15 protein-coding genes are annotated in these 14,951 nt (G+C 59.7%); 8 read left to right on the top strand and 7 right to left on the bottom strand.

Going from position 1 to position 14,951, the window contains the following annotated elements; all coding sequences use genetic code 11:
• Nucleotides 1-3: 3 nt before the first annotated feature.
• Entirely contained in the window at nt 4-1,167 is a 1,164-nt protein-coding gene (locus tag QDT79_RS17215) for a M20 aminoacylase family protein (RefSeq protein ID WP_308316814.1), read from the bottom strand.
• A 385-nt stretch (nt 1,168-1,552) separates the two neighbouring features.
• On the opposite strand from QDT79_RS17215, the gene QDT79_RS17220 reads away from it, so the two are divergent.
• Nucleotides 1,553-3,619, top strand: a complete 2,067-nt coding sequence (locus QDT79_RS17220) for a carbon starvation CstA family protein (RefSeq protein WP_048234130.1) — start codon at nt 1,553-1,555, stop codon at nt 3,617-3,619.
• Nucleotides 3,620-3,671: 52 nt separating this feature from the next.
• Here QDT79_RS17220 and fsa read toward each other — a convergent pair whose 3' ends face one another.
• Nucleotides 3,672-4,337 (bottom strand): fructose-6-phosphate aldolase, encoded by a 666-nt coding sequence (gene fsa, locus QDT79_RS17225; RefSeq protein WP_063990032.1) that lies wholly within the window; start codon nt 4,335-4,337, stop codon nt 3,672-3,674.
• Between the two features lie 149 nt (nt 4,338-4,486).
• Between fsa and QDT79_RS17230 the strand changes: the two genes are divergently transcribed.
• The 4 genes from QDT79_RS17230 (at nt 4,487) to osmB (ending at nt 9,110) form a co-directional block, all read left to right on the top strand.
• The gene (locus QDT79_RS17230) at nt 4,487-5,386 is read left to right on the top strand and encodes a glycyl-radical enzyme activating protein (protein WP_197815986.1); all 900 of its coding nucleotides are present in this window, start codon (nt 4,487-4,489) and stop codon (nt 5,384-5,386) included.
• Nucleotides 5,387-5,390: 4 nt separating this feature from the next.
• Nucleotides 5,391-7,823, top strand: a complete 2,433-nt coding sequence (locus tag QDT79_RS17235) for a formate C-acetyltransferase/glycerol dehydratase family glycyl radical enzyme (protein WP_308316815.1) — start codon at nt 5,391-5,393, stop codon at nt 7,821-7,823.
• Between the two features lie 50 nt (nt 7,824-7,873).
• Nucleotides 7,874-8,620 (top strand): DeoR/GlpR family DNA-binding transcription regulator, encoded by a 747-nt coding sequence (locus tag QDT79_RS17240; RefSeq protein WP_004930631.1) that lies wholly within the window; start codon nt 7,874-7,876, stop codon nt 8,618-8,620.
• A gap of 271 nt (nt 8,621-8,891) precedes the next feature.
• A complete protein-coding gene (gene osmB / locus QDT79_RS17245) occupies nt 8,892-9,110 on the top strand; it encodes an osmotically-inducible lipoprotein OsmB (protein WP_004945176.1) in 219 nt (72 codons plus the stop codon).
• 190 nt (nt 9,111-9,300) lie between these two features.
• Here the strand turns inward: osmB and yciH are convergent, their stop codons facing one another.
• Both yciH and pyrF read right to left on the bottom strand, forming a co-directional pair.
• Complete coding sequence (gene yciH, locus QDT79_RS17250) at nt 9,301-9,627, bottom strand: stress response translation initiation inhibitor YciH (protein WP_063990035.1); 327 nt, start codon at nt 9,625-9,627, stop codon at nt 9,301-9,303.
• A gap of 10 nt (nt 9,628-9,637) precedes the next feature.
• Complete coding sequence (gene pyrF / locus QDT79_RS17255; protein WP_063990356.1) at nt 9,638-10,366, bottom strand: orotidine-5'-phosphate decarboxylase; 729 nt, start codon at nt 10,364-10,366, stop codon at nt 9,638-9,640.
• Nucleotides 10,367-10,695: 329 nt separating this feature from the next.
• Here pyrF and bhsA point away from each other — a divergent pair, with 329 nt between their 5' ends.
• Entirely contained in the window at nt 10,696-10,956 is a 261-nt protein-coding gene (bhsA, locus tag QDT79_RS17260; RefSeq protein ID WP_016927533.1) for a multiple stress resistance protein BhsA, read from the top strand.
• Between the two features lie 172 nt (nt 10,957-11,128).
• The gene (locus tag QDT79_RS17265; RefSeq protein ID WP_015378033.1) at nt 11,129-11,428 is read left to right on the top strand and encodes an Arc family DNA-binding protein; all 300 of its coding nucleotides are present in this window, start codon (nt 11,129-11,131) and stop codon (nt 11,426-11,428) included.
• Nucleotides 11,429-11,496: 68 nt separating this feature from the next.
• Here QDT79_RS17265 and lapB read toward each other — a convergent pair whose 3' ends face one another.
• From lapB to pgpB, 3 genes are all read right to left on the bottom strand, one after another.
• Nucleotides 11,497-12,669 carry a lipopolysaccharide assembly protein LapB gene (lapB, locus tag QDT79_RS17270; RefSeq protein ID WP_025303023.1) on the bottom strand — a complete coding sequence of 391 codons (1,173 nt, stop codon included), beginning with the start codon at nt 12,667-12,669 and terminating at the stop codon, nt 11,497-11,499.
• Between the two features lie 6 nt (nt 12,670-12,675).
• Nucleotides 12,676-12,978 (bottom strand): LapA family protein, encoded by a 303-nt coding sequence (locus QDT79_RS17275; RefSeq protein ID WP_004930650.1) that lies wholly within the window; start codon nt 12,976-12,978, stop codon nt 12,676-12,678.
• A gap of 297 nt (nt 12,979-13,275) precedes the next feature.
• Complete coding sequence (pgpB, locus tag QDT79_RS17280) at nt 13,276-14,040, bottom strand: phosphatidylglycerophosphatase B (RefSeq protein WP_063990036.1); 765 nt, start codon at nt 14,038-14,040, stop codon at nt 13,276-13,278.
• Nucleotides 14,041-14,319: 279 nt separating this feature from the next.
• Here pgpB and ribA point away from each other — a divergent pair, with 279 nt between their 5' ends.
• The gene (gene ribA, locus QDT79_RS17285) at nt 14,320-14,913 is read left to right on the top strand and encodes a GTP cyclohydrolase II (RefSeq protein WP_019452695.1); all 594 of its coding nucleotides are present in this window, start codon (nt 14,320-14,322) and stop codon (nt 14,911-14,913) included.
• Nucleotides 14,914-14,951 lie beyond the last annotated feature (38 nt).

Raw genomic sequence — 14,951 nt, forward strand, 5'->3', positions numbered from 1 at the left:
AGTTTATTTCAAATACGCTTCCGCCAACGTTCCCCAATACTGGCTGCCGGTCGCCAGGCAGCCGTCGTTAAAGTCATATCCCGGGTTATGCACCATGCAGCTGCCTTCGCCATCGCCGTTGCCGATGATCAGGTAGCCGCCCTGCGGATGCGCATCGAGCATGAAGGCGAAATCTTCACTGCCCATCAGCGGCCGGGCGCCGTAGTGCGCGCGCGCGGCGCCGAACTGCTGTTCCGCCACGCAGTGGGCGAAACGGGTCATCGCTTCGTCGTTGACCAGCACCGGCGTGCCGTTAACGTGTTCCACCACCGCGTGCGCACCGAAGCTTGCCGCCTGTGCCTCGATCAGCGCCGGAATGCGCGCCAGCAAAGTGGCGCGCGCCTGGCGATCCAGCGAGCGCACGCTGAGCTTCATCTCCGCGCTGTCCGGGATCACGTTGGCCGCCTCACCGGCCTTGATGCTACCGACGGTGATCACCGCCGCCTCCAGCGGATCGATATTGCGCGAAACGATGCTCTGCAGCGCGACGGTGATATGCGAAGCCACCAGCACCGGATCGACCGTCAGCTGCGGGATGGCACCGTGGCCGCCGCGCCCCTGCACCCGGACGTTGAACTGATCCATCGAGGCCATAAACGGGCCGTGCTGGAAGAAGAACTCGCCGAGCGGCATCCCCGGCATGTTGTGCATGGCAAAGATGGCGTCGCAGGGGAAGCGCTCGAACAGCCCCTGTTCCACCATGCGCGCACCGCCGTTCAGCATCTCTTCCGCCGGTTGGAAAATCAGGTGCAGCGTGCCGTTGAAGTTGCGCGTTTGCGCCAGGTAACGGGCGGCACCGAGCAACATGGTGGTGTGACCATCATGGCCGCAGGCGTGCATGCGGTTGGCCACGCTGCTGCTCCAGGGCTTGCCGTTGTTCTCCTCGATCGGCAAGGCGTCCATATCGGCGCGCAGTCCGAGGCGTTTAACGCCGTCACCCACCCGCAGCGTGCCCACCACGCCGGTTCCCGCCAATCCGCGGTGCACCTCATAGCCCCACGAACTCAGATAATCCGCCACCAGATCGCTTGTGCGAAACTCTTCGAAACCCAATTCAGGGTGTTGATGAATATCGTGCCGAATGGCCGTAAGCTGCGGTAAATACCCTTCGATGATTTTATTTATCATAATTAAATTCCTTTCGTAGATTTATTATTTATTTGATGAATGATTAAACCTGCGGGTGAAAATAAAGGTATAACACGGCATGGATGATTTTATTTCGGCACGCCTCGACAGATAAAATAATAATCCGCCAGACACCGTACCCAGATAAAAAACGACGATGATTCGCTGTACGCAGCGTGAAAATGCAGAATGAATAACTGCCGGGGATTGCGTGGGCGACAGCCTGCGCCAACGCGGTTTCATCACGTTGTTTTTACACTAAAACCCCACCTGCTTCACATTTCTCATCCGACCTGCCGCGGTTCGGCGGCAAAACTTCTACTGTTAAAACGTCATTCCTAATAACAACGTCGATTTTTACCTCTGTACGCCAAGGAGTTGTTTCATGAAAAACATCAGGTCAGGACTTATCTGGCTGCTGGTGGCGTTGGTCGGCGCCTTCGCCTTCGCCATGCTGGCGCTCAGCCGCGGCGAACACGTCAACGCCGTCTGGCTGGTGGTCGCCGCCGTCGCCTGCTACAGCATCGCCTACCGCTTCTACAGCCGGTTCATTGCCGACAAGGTCTTTGAACTGGACGACCGCCGTCTGACCCCGGCAGAACGCCACAACGACGGCCTGGACTACGTGCCCACCAACAAATGGGTGCTGTTCGGCCACCACTTCGCCGCCATCGCCGGCGCCGGGCCGCTGGTGGGGCCGATTCTGGCCGCGCAGATGGGCTTCCTGCCGGGGACCATCTGGATCCTGGTCGGCGTCATGCTGGCCGGCGCGGTGCAGGATTTCCTGGTGCTGTTCATCTCCACGCGCCGCGACGGGCGTTCGCTGGGGGAAATGGCCAAGCAAGAACTGGGCGCATTCGCCGGGGTAATCACCATGCTTGGCGCGCTGGGGGTGATGATCATCATTCTGTCGGCGCTGGCGCTGGTGGTGGTAAAAGCCTTGGCCGACAGCCCGTGGGGACTGTTCACCATCGCCGCCACCATCCCGATCGCCCTGTTCATGGGCATCTACATGCGCTTTATCCGGCCGGGCAAGATCGCTGAAATTTCGGTGATTGGCTTCGTGCTGATGCTGCTGGCGATCATTTACGGCGGCAACGTGGCGCAAGATCCCTACTGGGGGCCGTTCTTCACGTTGCACGGCACCACCCTGACCTGGGTGCTGGTGATATACGGCTTCGTCGCTTCGGTGCTGCCGGTGTGGCTGCTGCTGGCGCCGCGCGACTACCTTTCCACCTTTATGAAAATCGGCGTCATCATCGGCCTGGCCATCGGCATCGTCTTCGCCATGCCGGAGATGAAAATGCCGGCGGTCTCGCGCTTCATCGACGGCAGCGGCCCGGTGTTCGCTGGCGCCCTGTTCCCGTTCCTGTTCATCACCATCGCCTGCGGCGCCATTTCCGGCTTCCACGCGCTGGTCTCCAGCGGCACCACGCCCAAGCTGGTGGAACGTGAAAGCCACATTCGCTTTATCGGTTACGGCGCCATGCTGATGGAGTCTTTCGTCGCCATCATGGCGTTGATCTGCGCCTCGGTGTTGGATCCGGGCGTTTACTTCGCCATGAACTCCCCGGCGGCGCTGATCGGCACCACGGTGGAAAATGCTTCGCAGGTCATCAATAGTTGGGGCTTTATCGTCACGCCGGAAACGCTGGCGCTGATAGCCAAAGAGGTAGGTGAGAACTCCATCCTGTCGCGCGCCGGCGGCGCCCCGACATTCGCCGTGGGCATGGCGCACATCATCAGCGAGGTCTTCAACAGCCGGGCGATGATGGCCTTCTGGTACCACTTCGCCATTCTGTTCGAAGCGCTGTTCATCCTGACCGCCGTCGACGCCGGCACCCGCGCCTGCCGCTTTATGGTGCAGGATCTGGTGGGCGTGGCGGTGCCGCAGCTGGCCAACAACCGTTCGTGGTTCGGCAATCTGGCGGGTACCACGGTGGCCGTGGCCGGCTGGGGCTTCTTCGTGTATCAGGGCGTGGTCGATCCGCTCGGCGGCATCAATACCCTGTGGCCGCTGTTCGGCATCGGCAACCAGATGCTGGCGTCGATGGCGCTGATCCTCGGCACCGTGGTGCTGTTCAAGATGAAAAAACAGCGTTACGCCTGGGTTACGATCCTGCCGACCGCCTGGCTGTTCGTGACTTCCATGACCGCCGGCTGGCAGAAAATCTTCCACGAGAAACCGAGCATCGGCTTCCTGGCGCAGGCGAAGAAATTCTCCACCGGCATCGAGCAAGGCACGATCATTGCGCCGGCCAAGTCGCTGAAAGACATGGAAACCATCGTGTTCAGCAACCAAATCAACGCCGCGCTGTGCGGGTTCTTTATGCTGGTGGCGGTAACCATGCTGATCGCCGCCTTCTTCGCGATCCGTCGGGCGCTGCGTGCCGAACACCCAACGGCGCATGAGGTCAGCGCCGCGCTTAGGGAAGAAACCGGCCGCAGCTAGCGTTTCGATCATCCAGCAAGGGCGCCGCGGCGCCCTTTTTACTGGCCAGGCTTTAACCCAGCAGCGTGGAGCCGAAAGCCCCCTGCCAATCCTGCTCGAACTTCTCGACCGCAGCCTGCACCGCCGGCGCGCCAAGGAACTGCTCCGCCACATCCACCGGCAGCGTGATGGCCTGGCAGCCCGCCAGCAGGCATTCCAGCGCCTGACGCGGCGTTTTGAAGCTGGCGGCCAGCACCTGCGCCGACGGCGCATGCAGGCTCAGCAACTGCTGCAGCTCGTGCACCATTTCGATACCGTCGCCGCCCTGCGCGTCTACCCGATTAACGTAAGGCGCCACATATTCCGCCCCGGCCAAGGCCGCCAGCAGCCCCTGCCCGGCGCCGTATACCGCCGTGCCCAGCGTCGGGATGGACATCGTTTTAAGCTTCTTGATCGCCGCCAGCCCTTCGGCGGTCGCCGGGATCTTGACCACCAGCCCCGGTACGCGCTGGCTGAGCAGCGCCGCCTCCGCCACCATGCGCTCGGCATCGGTCGCCATCACCTGCGCGAACAGCTTGCCGGTGCCGCCGAGGGCGTCACGCAGCGCGGGCAGCACTTCCCAGATCGGCTTGCCTTCTTTCGCCACGATGCTCGGGTTGGTGGTGACGCCGTGCAGCGGCAGAATGCGCGCCAAGCGTTTTACCGCAGTCACATCGGCGGTATCGAGATAAAGCTCCATCACGGACTCCTGTGTCATGTTGTGTGGGCGGATTCAAACTCTGATCATCATAGGGCAAAAACCCCGCTAACTTTTGATCAAAATCAATTCAACTTTCATTCGAAACATCTTTAATGGCGAAAGATTCAGCAACGTCAAACGGGTGACTAATGTACTTCAATCTGCAGCGCTACTCGACCCATGATGGCCCCGGCATCCGCAGCGTGGTCTTTCTAAAAGGGTGCCCGCTGAGCTGCCGCTGGTGTCAGAACCCGGAAAGCCGCTCGCGCCACGCAGATCTGCTGTTTGACGAGCGCCTGTGCCTGAGCGGCTGTACGCTGTGCACCGAGCGCTGCCCGCAAGGTCTGTGGCGTGACGAGGGAGCATTGACGCTGCGGCGCGACGTCATCAGCGCAGACGACTACGCGGCGCTGGCCGCCGCCTGCCCGACCGGCGCGCTCAGCCTGTGCGGCAGCGCGGTCAACCCCGACGATATCATGGCCGAGGTGATGCGGGATAAGCCTTTCTACCTGCGCAGCGGCGGCGGTTTAACGCTGTCCGGCGGCGAGCCCTTTATGCAGCCGGAAGTCGCGGCGGAGCTGCTGCGGCGCGGCCGGGAAGCCGGCATCCACACCGCCGTCGAATCCTGTCTGCACGTTCCCTGGCGCTACATCGCCCCTTCGTTGCCCTGGCTGGATCTGCTGTTGGCCGATCTCAAACACACCGATGAAGCGCGTTTCAAAACCTGGACCGGCGGCTCCGCCCGCCGGGTGATGAACAATTTCCGCCGGCTGGCGGCACACGGCGTGCCAATGACCGTGCGCGTGCCGCTGATCCCCGATTTCAACGCCGATCGCCACGCTGTCCGCGCGATTGTCGACTTCGCCGCCGACGAGATCGGCGTATCGGAGATCCATTTTCTGCCATACCACACGCTGGGCATCAACAAGTATCACCTGCTCGGCGAGCCCTACTGCGCCGCCAGCACGCCGCTGGACGCGCCCGATCTGCTGGCCTTCGCCGAAGCGTACGCTGGCGCCAAAGGCCTGACCGCCATTTTGCGAGGATAACGCCATGACCACATTGGATTTGACCACCCTCAGCGCCCGTATTCAGGCGCATAAGAATGCGCTGATCCACATCGTCAAACCGCCGGTGTGCACCGAACGCGCACAGCACTATACCGAAGCCTATCAACAGCATCAGGATCGGCCGCTGCCGGTGCGCCGTGCGCTGGCACTGTCCAACCACCTGGCGAAGCGCAGCATCTGGATCGCCAACGATGAGCTGATCGTCGGCAACCAGGCCAGCGAGCTGCGCGCCGCGCCAATCTTCCCCGAATACACCGTCGGCTGGATAGAAAATGAGATAGACCAGTTGGCCGACCGGCCGGGCGCCGGCTTCTCGGTCAGCGAAGAGAACAAAGCGATTTTGCACCGTCTTTGCCCCTGGTGGCGCGGCCAAACGGTGCAGGATCGCTGCTACGGCATGTTTACCGACGAACAAAAGGCGCTGCTCGCCACCGGCATCATCAAAGCCGAGGGCAACATGACCTCCGGCGACGCCCACCTGGCGGTCAACTTCCCGCTACTGCTGGCGCTTGGCCTCGACGGCCTGCGTGAAAAGGTGAACGCGCGCCGCAGCCGCCTGCACCTGACCGAATGGGAAGATCTGCACAAAGCGCAGTTTCTCAACGCCATCGACATCGTACTGGCGGCGCTGAGCGAGCACATCCTGCGCTTCGCTCGCCTGGCGCGCGACATGGCGCAACGCGAACCCCGCGACTGGCGGCGCACCGAGCTGCTGGCTATCGCAGACAACTGCGACCTGATCGCCCATCGCCCGCCGCACACCTTCTGGCAGGCGCTACAGCTGTGCTATTTCATCCAGCTGACGTTACAGATCGAATCCAACGGCCATTCGGTTTCCTTCGGCCGCCTCGACCAATATCTCTATCCCTGGTATCGGCGCGACGTCGAGCTGGAGCAAAACCTGGCGCGGGAAGACGCCATCGAGCTGCTGCACAGCTGCTGGCTGAAGCTGCTGGAGGTCAACAAGATCCGCTCCGGCTCACACTCCAAGGCCTCCGCCGGCAGCCCGCTGTACCAGAACGTCACCATCGGCGGCCAAAAACTGATCGACAGCAGGCCGTGCGACGCGGTCAACCCGCTGTCCTACGCCATTCTCGAATCCTGCGGCCGCCTGCGCTCCACCCAACCCAACCTCAGCGTGCGTTACCACGCCGGAATGAGCGCCGATTTCCTCGACGCCTGCGTGCAGGTGATCCGCTGCGGCTTCGGCATGCCGGCGTTCAACAACGACGAAATCGTCATTCCCGAGTTCATCAAGCTGGGGGTTGAGCCGCAGGACGCCTACGACTATGCCGCCATCGGCTGCATAGAGACCGCCGTCGGCGGCAAGTGGGGCTATCGCTGCACCGGCATGAGCTTCATCAACTTCGCCCGCGTGCTGCTGGCGGCGCTGGAACAGGGGCGCGACGCCACCTCCGGGCAGATTTTCCTGCCGCAGGAACAGGCGCTGTCCAAAGGAAACTTCGCCGATTTCGAGCAGGTAATGGCCGCATGGGATCGGCAAATCCGTTACTACACGCGCAAGTCAATTGAGATCGAATGCGTGGTGGACAGCGTGCTGGAGGAGAACGCCCACGATATCCTCTGCTCCGCGCTGGTGGATGACTGCATCGAACGCGGCAAAAGCATCAAGCAAGGCGGCGCCAAGTACGACTGGGTTTCCGGCCTGCAGGTCGGCATCGCCAACCTCGGCAACAGCCTGGCGGCGGTGCGCAAACTGGTGTTCGAGCAAGGGACAATCGGCCAGCAGCAGCTGGCGGCGGCGCTGGCCGACGACTTCGCCGGGTTAGATGGCGAACAGCTGCGCCAGCGGCTGCTCAACGCCGCGCCCAAATACGGCAACGACGTGGACGACGTCGATCGACTTCTGGTGCGCGCCTACCAAACCTACATTGAGGAACTGAAGCAATATCGCAACACCCGCTTCGGCCGCGGGCCGATCGGCGGCGGCTATTACGCCGGCACGTCGTCGATCTCGGCCAACGTGCCCTTCGGCGCTGCCACCCTGGCCACCCCGGATGGCCGTAAGGCGCATGCGCCATTGGCGGAAGGCGCCAGCCCGGCGTCCGGCACCGATCACCTGGGGCCGACGGCGGTGTTCAATTCGCTCGCCAAGTTGCCGACCGAGGCGATCCTCGGCGGCGTGCTGCTCAATCAAAAGCTGAACCCGACGACGCTGGACAACCCGCGCGATCGGGAAAAGCTGATGCTGATGTTGCGCACCTTCTTCGAGAGCTACCGCGGCTGGCATGTGCAGTACAACATCGTGTCGCGCGAAACGCTGCTGGCGGCGAAGCAACACCCTGACCAATATCGTGATTTAGTGGTTCGCGTAGCTGGCTATTCCGCCTTCTTTACCGCATTATCCCCTGAAGCGCAGGATGATATTATTGCGCGCACAGAACATACTCTTTAAACCTTTGACTCTTAGCGGCCGCGCCTTGGCGGCCGCATCATCAGGCCGATATGAATTTACGACAACAGACCATATTGCAGTTGGTTAACGATCGCCGGCGGATCAGCGTCAATGAGCTGGCGCGTGCCTCGGGCGTCTCGGAAGTCACCATCCGGCAGGATCTCAACCTGCTGGAAAAGCGCAGTTATCTGAAGCGGGTACATGGCTCCGCCGTGGCGCTGGAAAGCGATGACGTCGACGCCCGCATGATGTCCAATTTCACTCTCAAGCAACGGCTGGCGCAATACGCCGCCGCGCAGGTCAACGACGGCGAGACGATATTTATCGAGAGCGGCAGCGCCAACGCCCTGTTGGCGCGCTACATCGCCGAACGCAAGCGCATTACGCTGATCACCGTCAGCCACTACATCGCCAACCTGCTCAAAGAAACCGATTGTGATGTGATTGTGCTGGGCGGCATGTACCAGAAGAAAAGCGAGACCGTGGTCGGCCCGCTTACACGGCTGTGCATTCAGCAGGTGCATTTCAACAAGGCGTTTATCGGCATTGACGGCTTTCAGGCCGAAACCGGCTTTACCGGCCGCGACATGATGCGCGCCGACGTGGTCAGCGCGGTGCTGGCCAAGGGCGTGGAGAATATCGTGCTGACGGACTCCAGCAAATTCGGCCAGATCCAGCCCAATCCGCTGGCGCAGCCGGGCCAGATCAGCCGGGTGATCACCGATTCGCGTCTGGCGCTGGAGTATCAGCATCAGCTGAAACGCCAGGGCGTTCAGGTGGAGTTGGTCAACGAATAGCGCAGACCACCACCGCACCGCGCGGGCTACACCGCGCGTCTTTCCCCTTGCACCGCAGGATTTTAAGACTATTTACCTGTTTATCCCTCCCGAGAAACCTATACTCAGTTTTGGCGACTTTTGGGCCGTAACTTGCTAATTATTCGGCCGTTAACAAAAAATGCCATTTTTTATATCGATACTGTATGGGAATCAACAGCAGGCCTGATTTATGGTTAACGCCTATACTTATAGGGCACTTCCATATAGCCAATGCTAAGGAGAAGTCATTATGATGATTATCAATAAACGTTTCGCCACCGCGGCTCTGGCACTGACTCTGGCGTTTTCACTCAGTGCTTGTTCCAACATGTCCAAACGCGATCGCAACACCGCTATCGGTGCCGGCGCCGGTGCAGTCGGCGGCGCAGTGCTGACAGACGGCAGCGCGTTGGGCACGCTGGGTGGGGCTGCGGTAGGGGGCATCATCGGTCACCAGGTTGGCAAATAACCTGACCGAGAGACCTCAGCCGACAGGCTGGCAAAAGCGTTTCGGCGCTTTGACGTATTAACCAGAATAACGATGATTTCAGGTCTGTTTTACTTTAAGTCTATGGTTCTTTTGCCGTTAACGGGCTAACCCCCGGCAGCAACAACCTCAAGCCATGCCACGGCATTGCACCGCGGCATGGCGATTCACCTCATCCACCCGCCAGTTTGACCTTCATGCCTTTGGCTTCCAGCAGCTGCTTGAGCAGATCGCGTTTATCGCCCTGGATCTCGATGACCCCGTCTTTCACCGAACCGCCGCAGCCGCATTTCTTTTTCAGCTCTGCCGCCAGTTTGTCGAGCGCAGCATCATCCAGATCGACGCCGGCGATCAGGCATACGCCCTTCCCCTTGCGGCCACTGGTCTGACGCTGGATGCGCACGATGCCGTCGCCCTTGGCGCGTTGTGGTTTAGCCTCTTCCTGTTTGATACGGCCGGTGTCCGTGGAATACACCAGGCGGCTGTTGTCGTCATTCATCGGCGGTTCCTCAGGCCAAAGAGGCGCGGATCGCGCGCAGCGTCGCGGCCGGATCGGCAGATTGGGTGATCGGACGCCCAATCACCATATAGTCCACGCCGGCGGCCTGCGCCTGCACCGGCGTCATGATACGGCGCTGATCGCCCGCCGCGCTGCCTTCTGGGCGGATCCCCGGCGTAACCAGTTGGAAAGCCTGCCCGCAGGCCGCTTTCAGCCGCTGCGCTTCGTGTGCCGAACACACCACGCCGTCCAGCCCACAGTCGCGGGTCAGGCGCGCCAGCCGCTCGGCGTGTTCCGCCGGGCTGGCCTCAATGCCGATGCCGCGCAGGTCTTCCGCTTCCATGCTGGTGAGCACGGTTACGGCGATCAGCAGCGGCGCATCCGCCCCGAATGACGCCAGCGCTTCTTTAGCGGCGGTCATCATGCGCGCGCCGCCGCTGGCGTGGACGTTGACCATCCAAACGCCCAGCTCGGCCGCCGCCGCGACCGCATGCGCGGTGGTATTGGGAATATCGTGAAATTTCAGGTCGAGAAACACGTCGAAGCCGCGCCCATGCAGATCGCGCACCAGTTGCGGCCCAAACAGCGTGAACATTTCTTTGCCCACTTTCAGCCGGCAGTCTTGCGGATCGATACGGTCGGCGAACGCCAGCGCAGCGTTCTTATCGGCGTAATCTAACGCCACAACGAGTGGAGATGATTTTAAGTCATTGTTATTAGCGTTATTTTCAGACTTCATTTCTTCTACCTTCTGTAAAATAGACATAATCAGGGACTCACCCGCGAAACTGACCGCCGCATTCTACCTGTCGGGGGCCAGAAATCCCAGCCGCAGCGCACATCGGCGCTCCGTCATGTTACCTCTCACCTTTGTCATGGCGCGTCAACGAAAGCGCGTCAGCGATAAACCACGCAGCGTAAAACGCCGTAAAGATGCGTAAATCATTAATCAAATATTTTGAATGATTTGCTCAGCATTATCAGATTTTCAATCGGCGTAGATGCTTTATTATTCAACCCATCGGAAGCGAATGGCTTCCTTCCTAAATAAACAGACTGGAGTCACCTATGAAAACCATCAAATATTTTGCAACCGCTGCCGCTATCGCACTGACCTCTTTCGCCACTTTCGCCGCTGAACCGATCAACAGCCAGCAAGCCGATAACCTGACCGCCACCGGCATCGTTTCCGCAGGCCACGCGACCACCCTCAGCAGCCTGGAGAAAAAGCTGGCCGCTAAAGCCGACGCTCAGGGCGCCAGTAGCTACCGCATCATCTCCGCCGGTGGTAACAACATGCTGAGCGGCACCGCGATCATCTACAAATAATGTTTCCGGTACAGGGCCCGCACGCTCGGGCCCTGCCTCTGTTTCTCGCCTAAAAAACCCGCGTTTGCCTCGCCCTCATTTGTTACAGAAAAATTAAATTTTTATTACACACTAGACACCCGATCGCCAGTGGCTTAGCTTGAAGGCATCTTCCTGCAGAAAGGCTTTCAAAATGAGCGAGATATCGACACTTACCATTAAAATTCCTCTGGAACTCAAGGAAAAAATCCGCGCCGCCGCCGCTGAAAACGAATTTTCGTTGAGCGTGGAAGTGTGCCAGCGACTGGAAAGCAGCTTCAGCGCGCCCGCCACCAAAGCAGAAAAACCGGCCAAAAAGGCGGATGAGCTGCACCACGGCGAGATCGACAATCAAAGCACCGAAGAAGAAATTGAACAGCCGCTGAGCCAGAAAGAGCTGAAGAAACTCCGCCAGCTGTTGAAAACCGGCGCCAAAGGCGGCAAGAAAAAGTAAGCGACGAACAGACGAACATAAAAAACGGGGCGATAAATCGCCCCGTTTTGTTTTGTCGCGCCGCCGCGTTATTGGCCGTCCAGACCACGGATCGGTTTGACCGATGACCAGGCGCGGCACGACGGGCAATGCCAATAGAGCGAGTGCGCGGTGAAGCCGCATTTGTGACAGCGGTAACGCGGTTTGGTGCGAATTTGCTCGCCGACCATATCGCGCAACAGCAGCAGGCTCTCTTTCGCCCGGCCGTCTTCCGCGTCCGCCAGGTGATAATCCATCAGCCGGTAAAACACCCGCATGGTCGGATGGCGTTGCAGCTGGCGGTTGATATAGACCTGTACCACGTCGCGCCCTTCGTGCTGCTCGATGATCTCGGCCAGCATCAGATCGGCGGTGGCGCCGGTATTCTCCTCCACGCAGCGCTTCAGGAATTCAGCCCAGTTGTGCTGTTGTTCCGGCAGATGCGTGTAGCATTCCTGCAGCATCGGCAGCGTTTCGCTGACCAACTCTTTATCCTGGCTCAGTACGCGTTGCAGCGACTCTGCCGCTTTGGCGTAGTCGTTTTGCGCCATGTAGATGCGCCCGAACATGATGGATACGCGCGCACACTGTTTATCGGCTGCGTCCGCCCGCTTGAGCAGGCTCATCGCCCGATCGAGATCGTCGCTGCCCATCGCCTGCAGCGCCAGTTCACAATAGAAGTGTGCGATTTCGACGCGTTGTTTCTCTTTACCCAGCTTGACCAATTTTTCCGCCACGTCGATCGCTTTTTGCCAATCGCTGGTGGCCTGATGGATCACCAGCAGTTGCTGCAGCGCCGATACGCGAAAATCCGCTTCGTCAGTCAACTGGCTGAACATGTCTTCCGCGCGATCGTACAGCCCGGCCGCCATATAGTCGCGGCCCAACTGCTGTACCGCCAGCAGGCGCTGTTCGAAGGTCAGGGAGGCGCTTTCCATCAAGGCCTGATGGATGCGGATGGCTCGGTCGACTTCACCGCGCGAACGGAACAGGTTACCCAGCGTCAGGTGGGCTTCTACGGTGTTGCTGTCCTCTTTCAACATGTCGAGGAACAGATCGACCGCCTTGTCCTGCTGGTTGGAAAGCAGAAAGTTCACCCCTGCCACGTATTCGCGCGACAGGCGGTTGGCTTCTTGCTGTTTATCCTGCTGAGCGCTTCTGCGCCCCATGTACCAACCGTACGCGGCAGCCACGGGCAGCAACAGAAACAGCAGTTCTAACATAGAGGATTATTCCTTGCTGACAACGGGCTGAGCCGCCGGTTCAGCGGGCTGCTCAAGCTGCAGCTCCAGCCTTTTGATCTTGCGCTCGGCGCGGCCCAGCGCAATGCGCGTGCGCAGATAGAACAGACCGCAAATGATCCAACCGAGAACGAAACCGGCGCCAAACAGCGTGGCCAACAGGGTCGATACGCGATAATCGCCCTGCGCAACCAGATAGTTAAAATTGACCACCTGATCGTTATGCGCACCCAAGGTGACGGAAATCACGAAGATCACCAGAACCAACAAAAAAATCAGCAAATATTTCACATTCTTTCCCGCGATGCCGAGTGAATCGGATGAACGATGCCAAAACGTGGCGTCCCTAACCCTTAAGTTAGCATTTCCCGTTGCGGCAGGGAAACCCTGCGGCACGATAAAACCACATATCTGCTGGCATATTCGGCAGTAAACGGCCTTAGCGAACAAATTGATGAGAAAGCTTCTCAAAACGTCGAATTTATAAGGATATGGGGGCGACCGGGCGGATTGCAATGGCGGGAAAATGTAAGCGGTTAATGCGGCGCCAATCCGACGCCGCCTTTTTGTGACATAGTCACATAGCGATCATATCTCCGGCTTGCGTGCCGCGATTTCCTGCTGCTCTTGCGGCGGCGGCGTCAGCGGGCCGAACCAGCGCTGCGCCAACCAGCAGGTGACCACCACCAGCAGCCAGCTGATCAGCGTAGCCATCGCCAGATCGCGCGGCCAGTGCATGCCCAACAGCAGGCGGCTGCCCATCACGCCGGTCGCCCACACCATCAGCAACGCGACGGTTTTATAATGGCGGCGCGGCCACAGCAGCCCTACGCCCAACAGCGCCCAGGTGGCGGCGAACATGGTGTGCCCCGATGGGAAAGCGAAGCCGGTTTCAAACTGCCAGTGCTTGCGCAGCCAGTTCGGCACCAGCGTCTGATCCTGCAGTTGCTCGCGCACCAGCGCACTGCGCTCTTTGCGATGCAGCGAATAGAAGTATTTGCCGTCCACGCCGTGGGTTTGTTCCAGCCATACCACAAACGGCCGCGGTTCCTGCACCCGATCCTTGATTAACGACTTGACCCCCTGCCCGATCACCAGCGCGGCGAAAAGCAGGAGCGCCAGACCGATGGCCGCTTTCAGCCGAAAGCGCAGGCACCACAAAAACCAACCGCAGAGGATAGCGCTGGTCAGAATGCCCCACGGCGAGGTCACGGTTTCGGTCACCCAGTACAGCGCTTTGAGCAGCGGCTCATTGCCGCCGGGCTGCCAGTGCCAGCCGGATGCCCAGACGACCAGCGGCATCAACAGCAACAGCAGCGCGCCGCCCGCCGTACGTTTTGCTATCTCATACATTCCTGTTTTCCTCTGCGTGAATCAGGCTGCAGTGTAACAAGAGTGTAATCTTGATAACACGCGAAAAATTAAACAGATAGGCAACCTATCGCAATAATAGGCGGCCGGAAAACGCCATCTGCTGGTTTGCTGAGCACCGCCCGGCAAGAAGTTGTGGCAAAATAGCCGATAATTAACGAAATAGAGATCGGCGTAGCACGTTTTAGTCTTGGTCAATTTACCGAACCGGACTTAGGATGCGCGACAATGATTGGATCGTACGCTTTTGTGGAGAGTGACATGCAGCTTAAACGGGTGGCAGAGGCTAAACTGCCGACACCTTGGGGCGATTTCCTGATGGTCGGATTCGAAGAACTGGCGACCGGGCATGACCATCTGGCGCTGGTATTCGGTGATATTTCCGGCGAAGCGCCGGTGCTCGCGCGCGTGCATTCCGAATGTCTGACCGGCGATGCCCTGTTCAGCCTGCGCTGCGACTGCGGTTTTCAACTGGAAGCCGCGCTGGAGCAAATCGCCGAAGAAGGCCGCGGCATCCTGCTTTATCATCGCCAGGAGGGCCGCAATATCGGCCTGTTGAACAAGATCCGCGCCTATGCCCTGCAGGATAAGGGCGCAGACACCGTGGAAGCCAACCACCAGCTCGGCTTCGCCGCCGACGAGCGCGACTTCACCCTGTGCGCCGACATGTTCAAACTGCTGGGCGTCGACGCGGTGCGTTTGCTGACCAACAACCCGAAAAAGGTCGAGATCCTGACCGAAGCCGGCATCAACATCAGCGAGCGCGTGCCGCTGATCGTCGGCCGCAACCCGAAGAACGAGCACTACCTGGCGACCAAGGCCGCCAAAATGGGCCATTTGCTCGACCAGAAGTGATCGCCGCCGCGGAAACAATCAGGGCGCCTTGCGGCGCC

Origin of the sequence: Serratia marcescens, assembly GCF_029846115.1 — a bacterium.
Lineage (GTDB): Bacteria > Pseudomonadota > Gammaproteobacteria > Enterobacterales > Enterobacteriaceae > Serratia > Serratia marcescens_L.

Coding starts and splice junctions, on each gene's coding strand:
- QDT79_RS17265 (WP_015378033.1), top strand. CDS start 11,129: ATGAGCGAGATATCGACACTTACCATTAAAATTCCTCTGGAACTCAAG.
- lapB (WP_025303023.1), bottom strand. CDS start 12,669: ATGTTAGAACTGCTGTTTCTGTTGCTGCCCGTGGCTGCCGCGTACGGT.
- bhsA (WP_016927533.1), top strand. CDS start 10,696: ATGAAAACCATCAAATATTTTGCAACCGCTGCCGCTATCGCACTGACC.
- QDT79_RS17215 (WP_308316814.1), bottom strand. CDS start 1,167: ATGATAAATAAAATCATCGAAGGGTATTTACCGCAGCTTACGGCCATT.
- fsa (WP_063990032.1), bottom strand. CDS start 4,337: ATGGAGCTTTATCTCGATACCGCCGATGTGACTGCGGTAAAACGCTTG.
- osmB (WP_004945176.1), top strand. CDS start 8,892: ATGATGATTATCAATAAACGTTTCGCCACCGCGGCTCTGGCACTGACT.
- pgpB (WP_063990036.1), bottom strand. CDS start 14,040: ATGTATGAGATAGCAAAACGTACGGCGGGCGGCGCGCTGCTGTTGCTG.
- ribA (WP_019452695.1), top strand. CDS start 14,320: ATGCAGCTTAAACGGGTGGCAGAGGCTAAACTGCCGACACCTTGGGGC.
- pyrF (WP_063990356.1), bottom strand. CDS start 10,366: ATGAAGTCTGAAAATAACGCTAATAACAATGACTTAAAATCATCTCCA.
- QDT79_RS17235 (WP_308316815.1), top strand. CDS start 5,391: ATGACCACATTGGATTTGACCACCCTCAGCGCCCGTATTCAGGCGCAT.
- yciH (WP_063990035.1), bottom strand. CDS start 9,627: ATGAATGACGACAACAGCCGCCTGGTGTATTCCACGGACACCGGCCGT.
- QDT79_RS17230 (WP_197815986.1), top strand. CDS start 4,487: ATGTACTTCAATCTGCAGCGCTACTCGACCCATGATGGCCCCGGCATC.
- QDT79_RS17240 (WP_004930631.1), top strand. CDS start 7,874: ATGAATTTACGACAACAGACCATATTGCAGTTGGTTAACGATCGCCGG.
- QDT79_RS17220 (WP_048234130.1), top strand. CDS start 1,553: ATGAAAAACATCAGGTCAGGACTTATCTGGCTGCTGGTGGCGTTGGTC.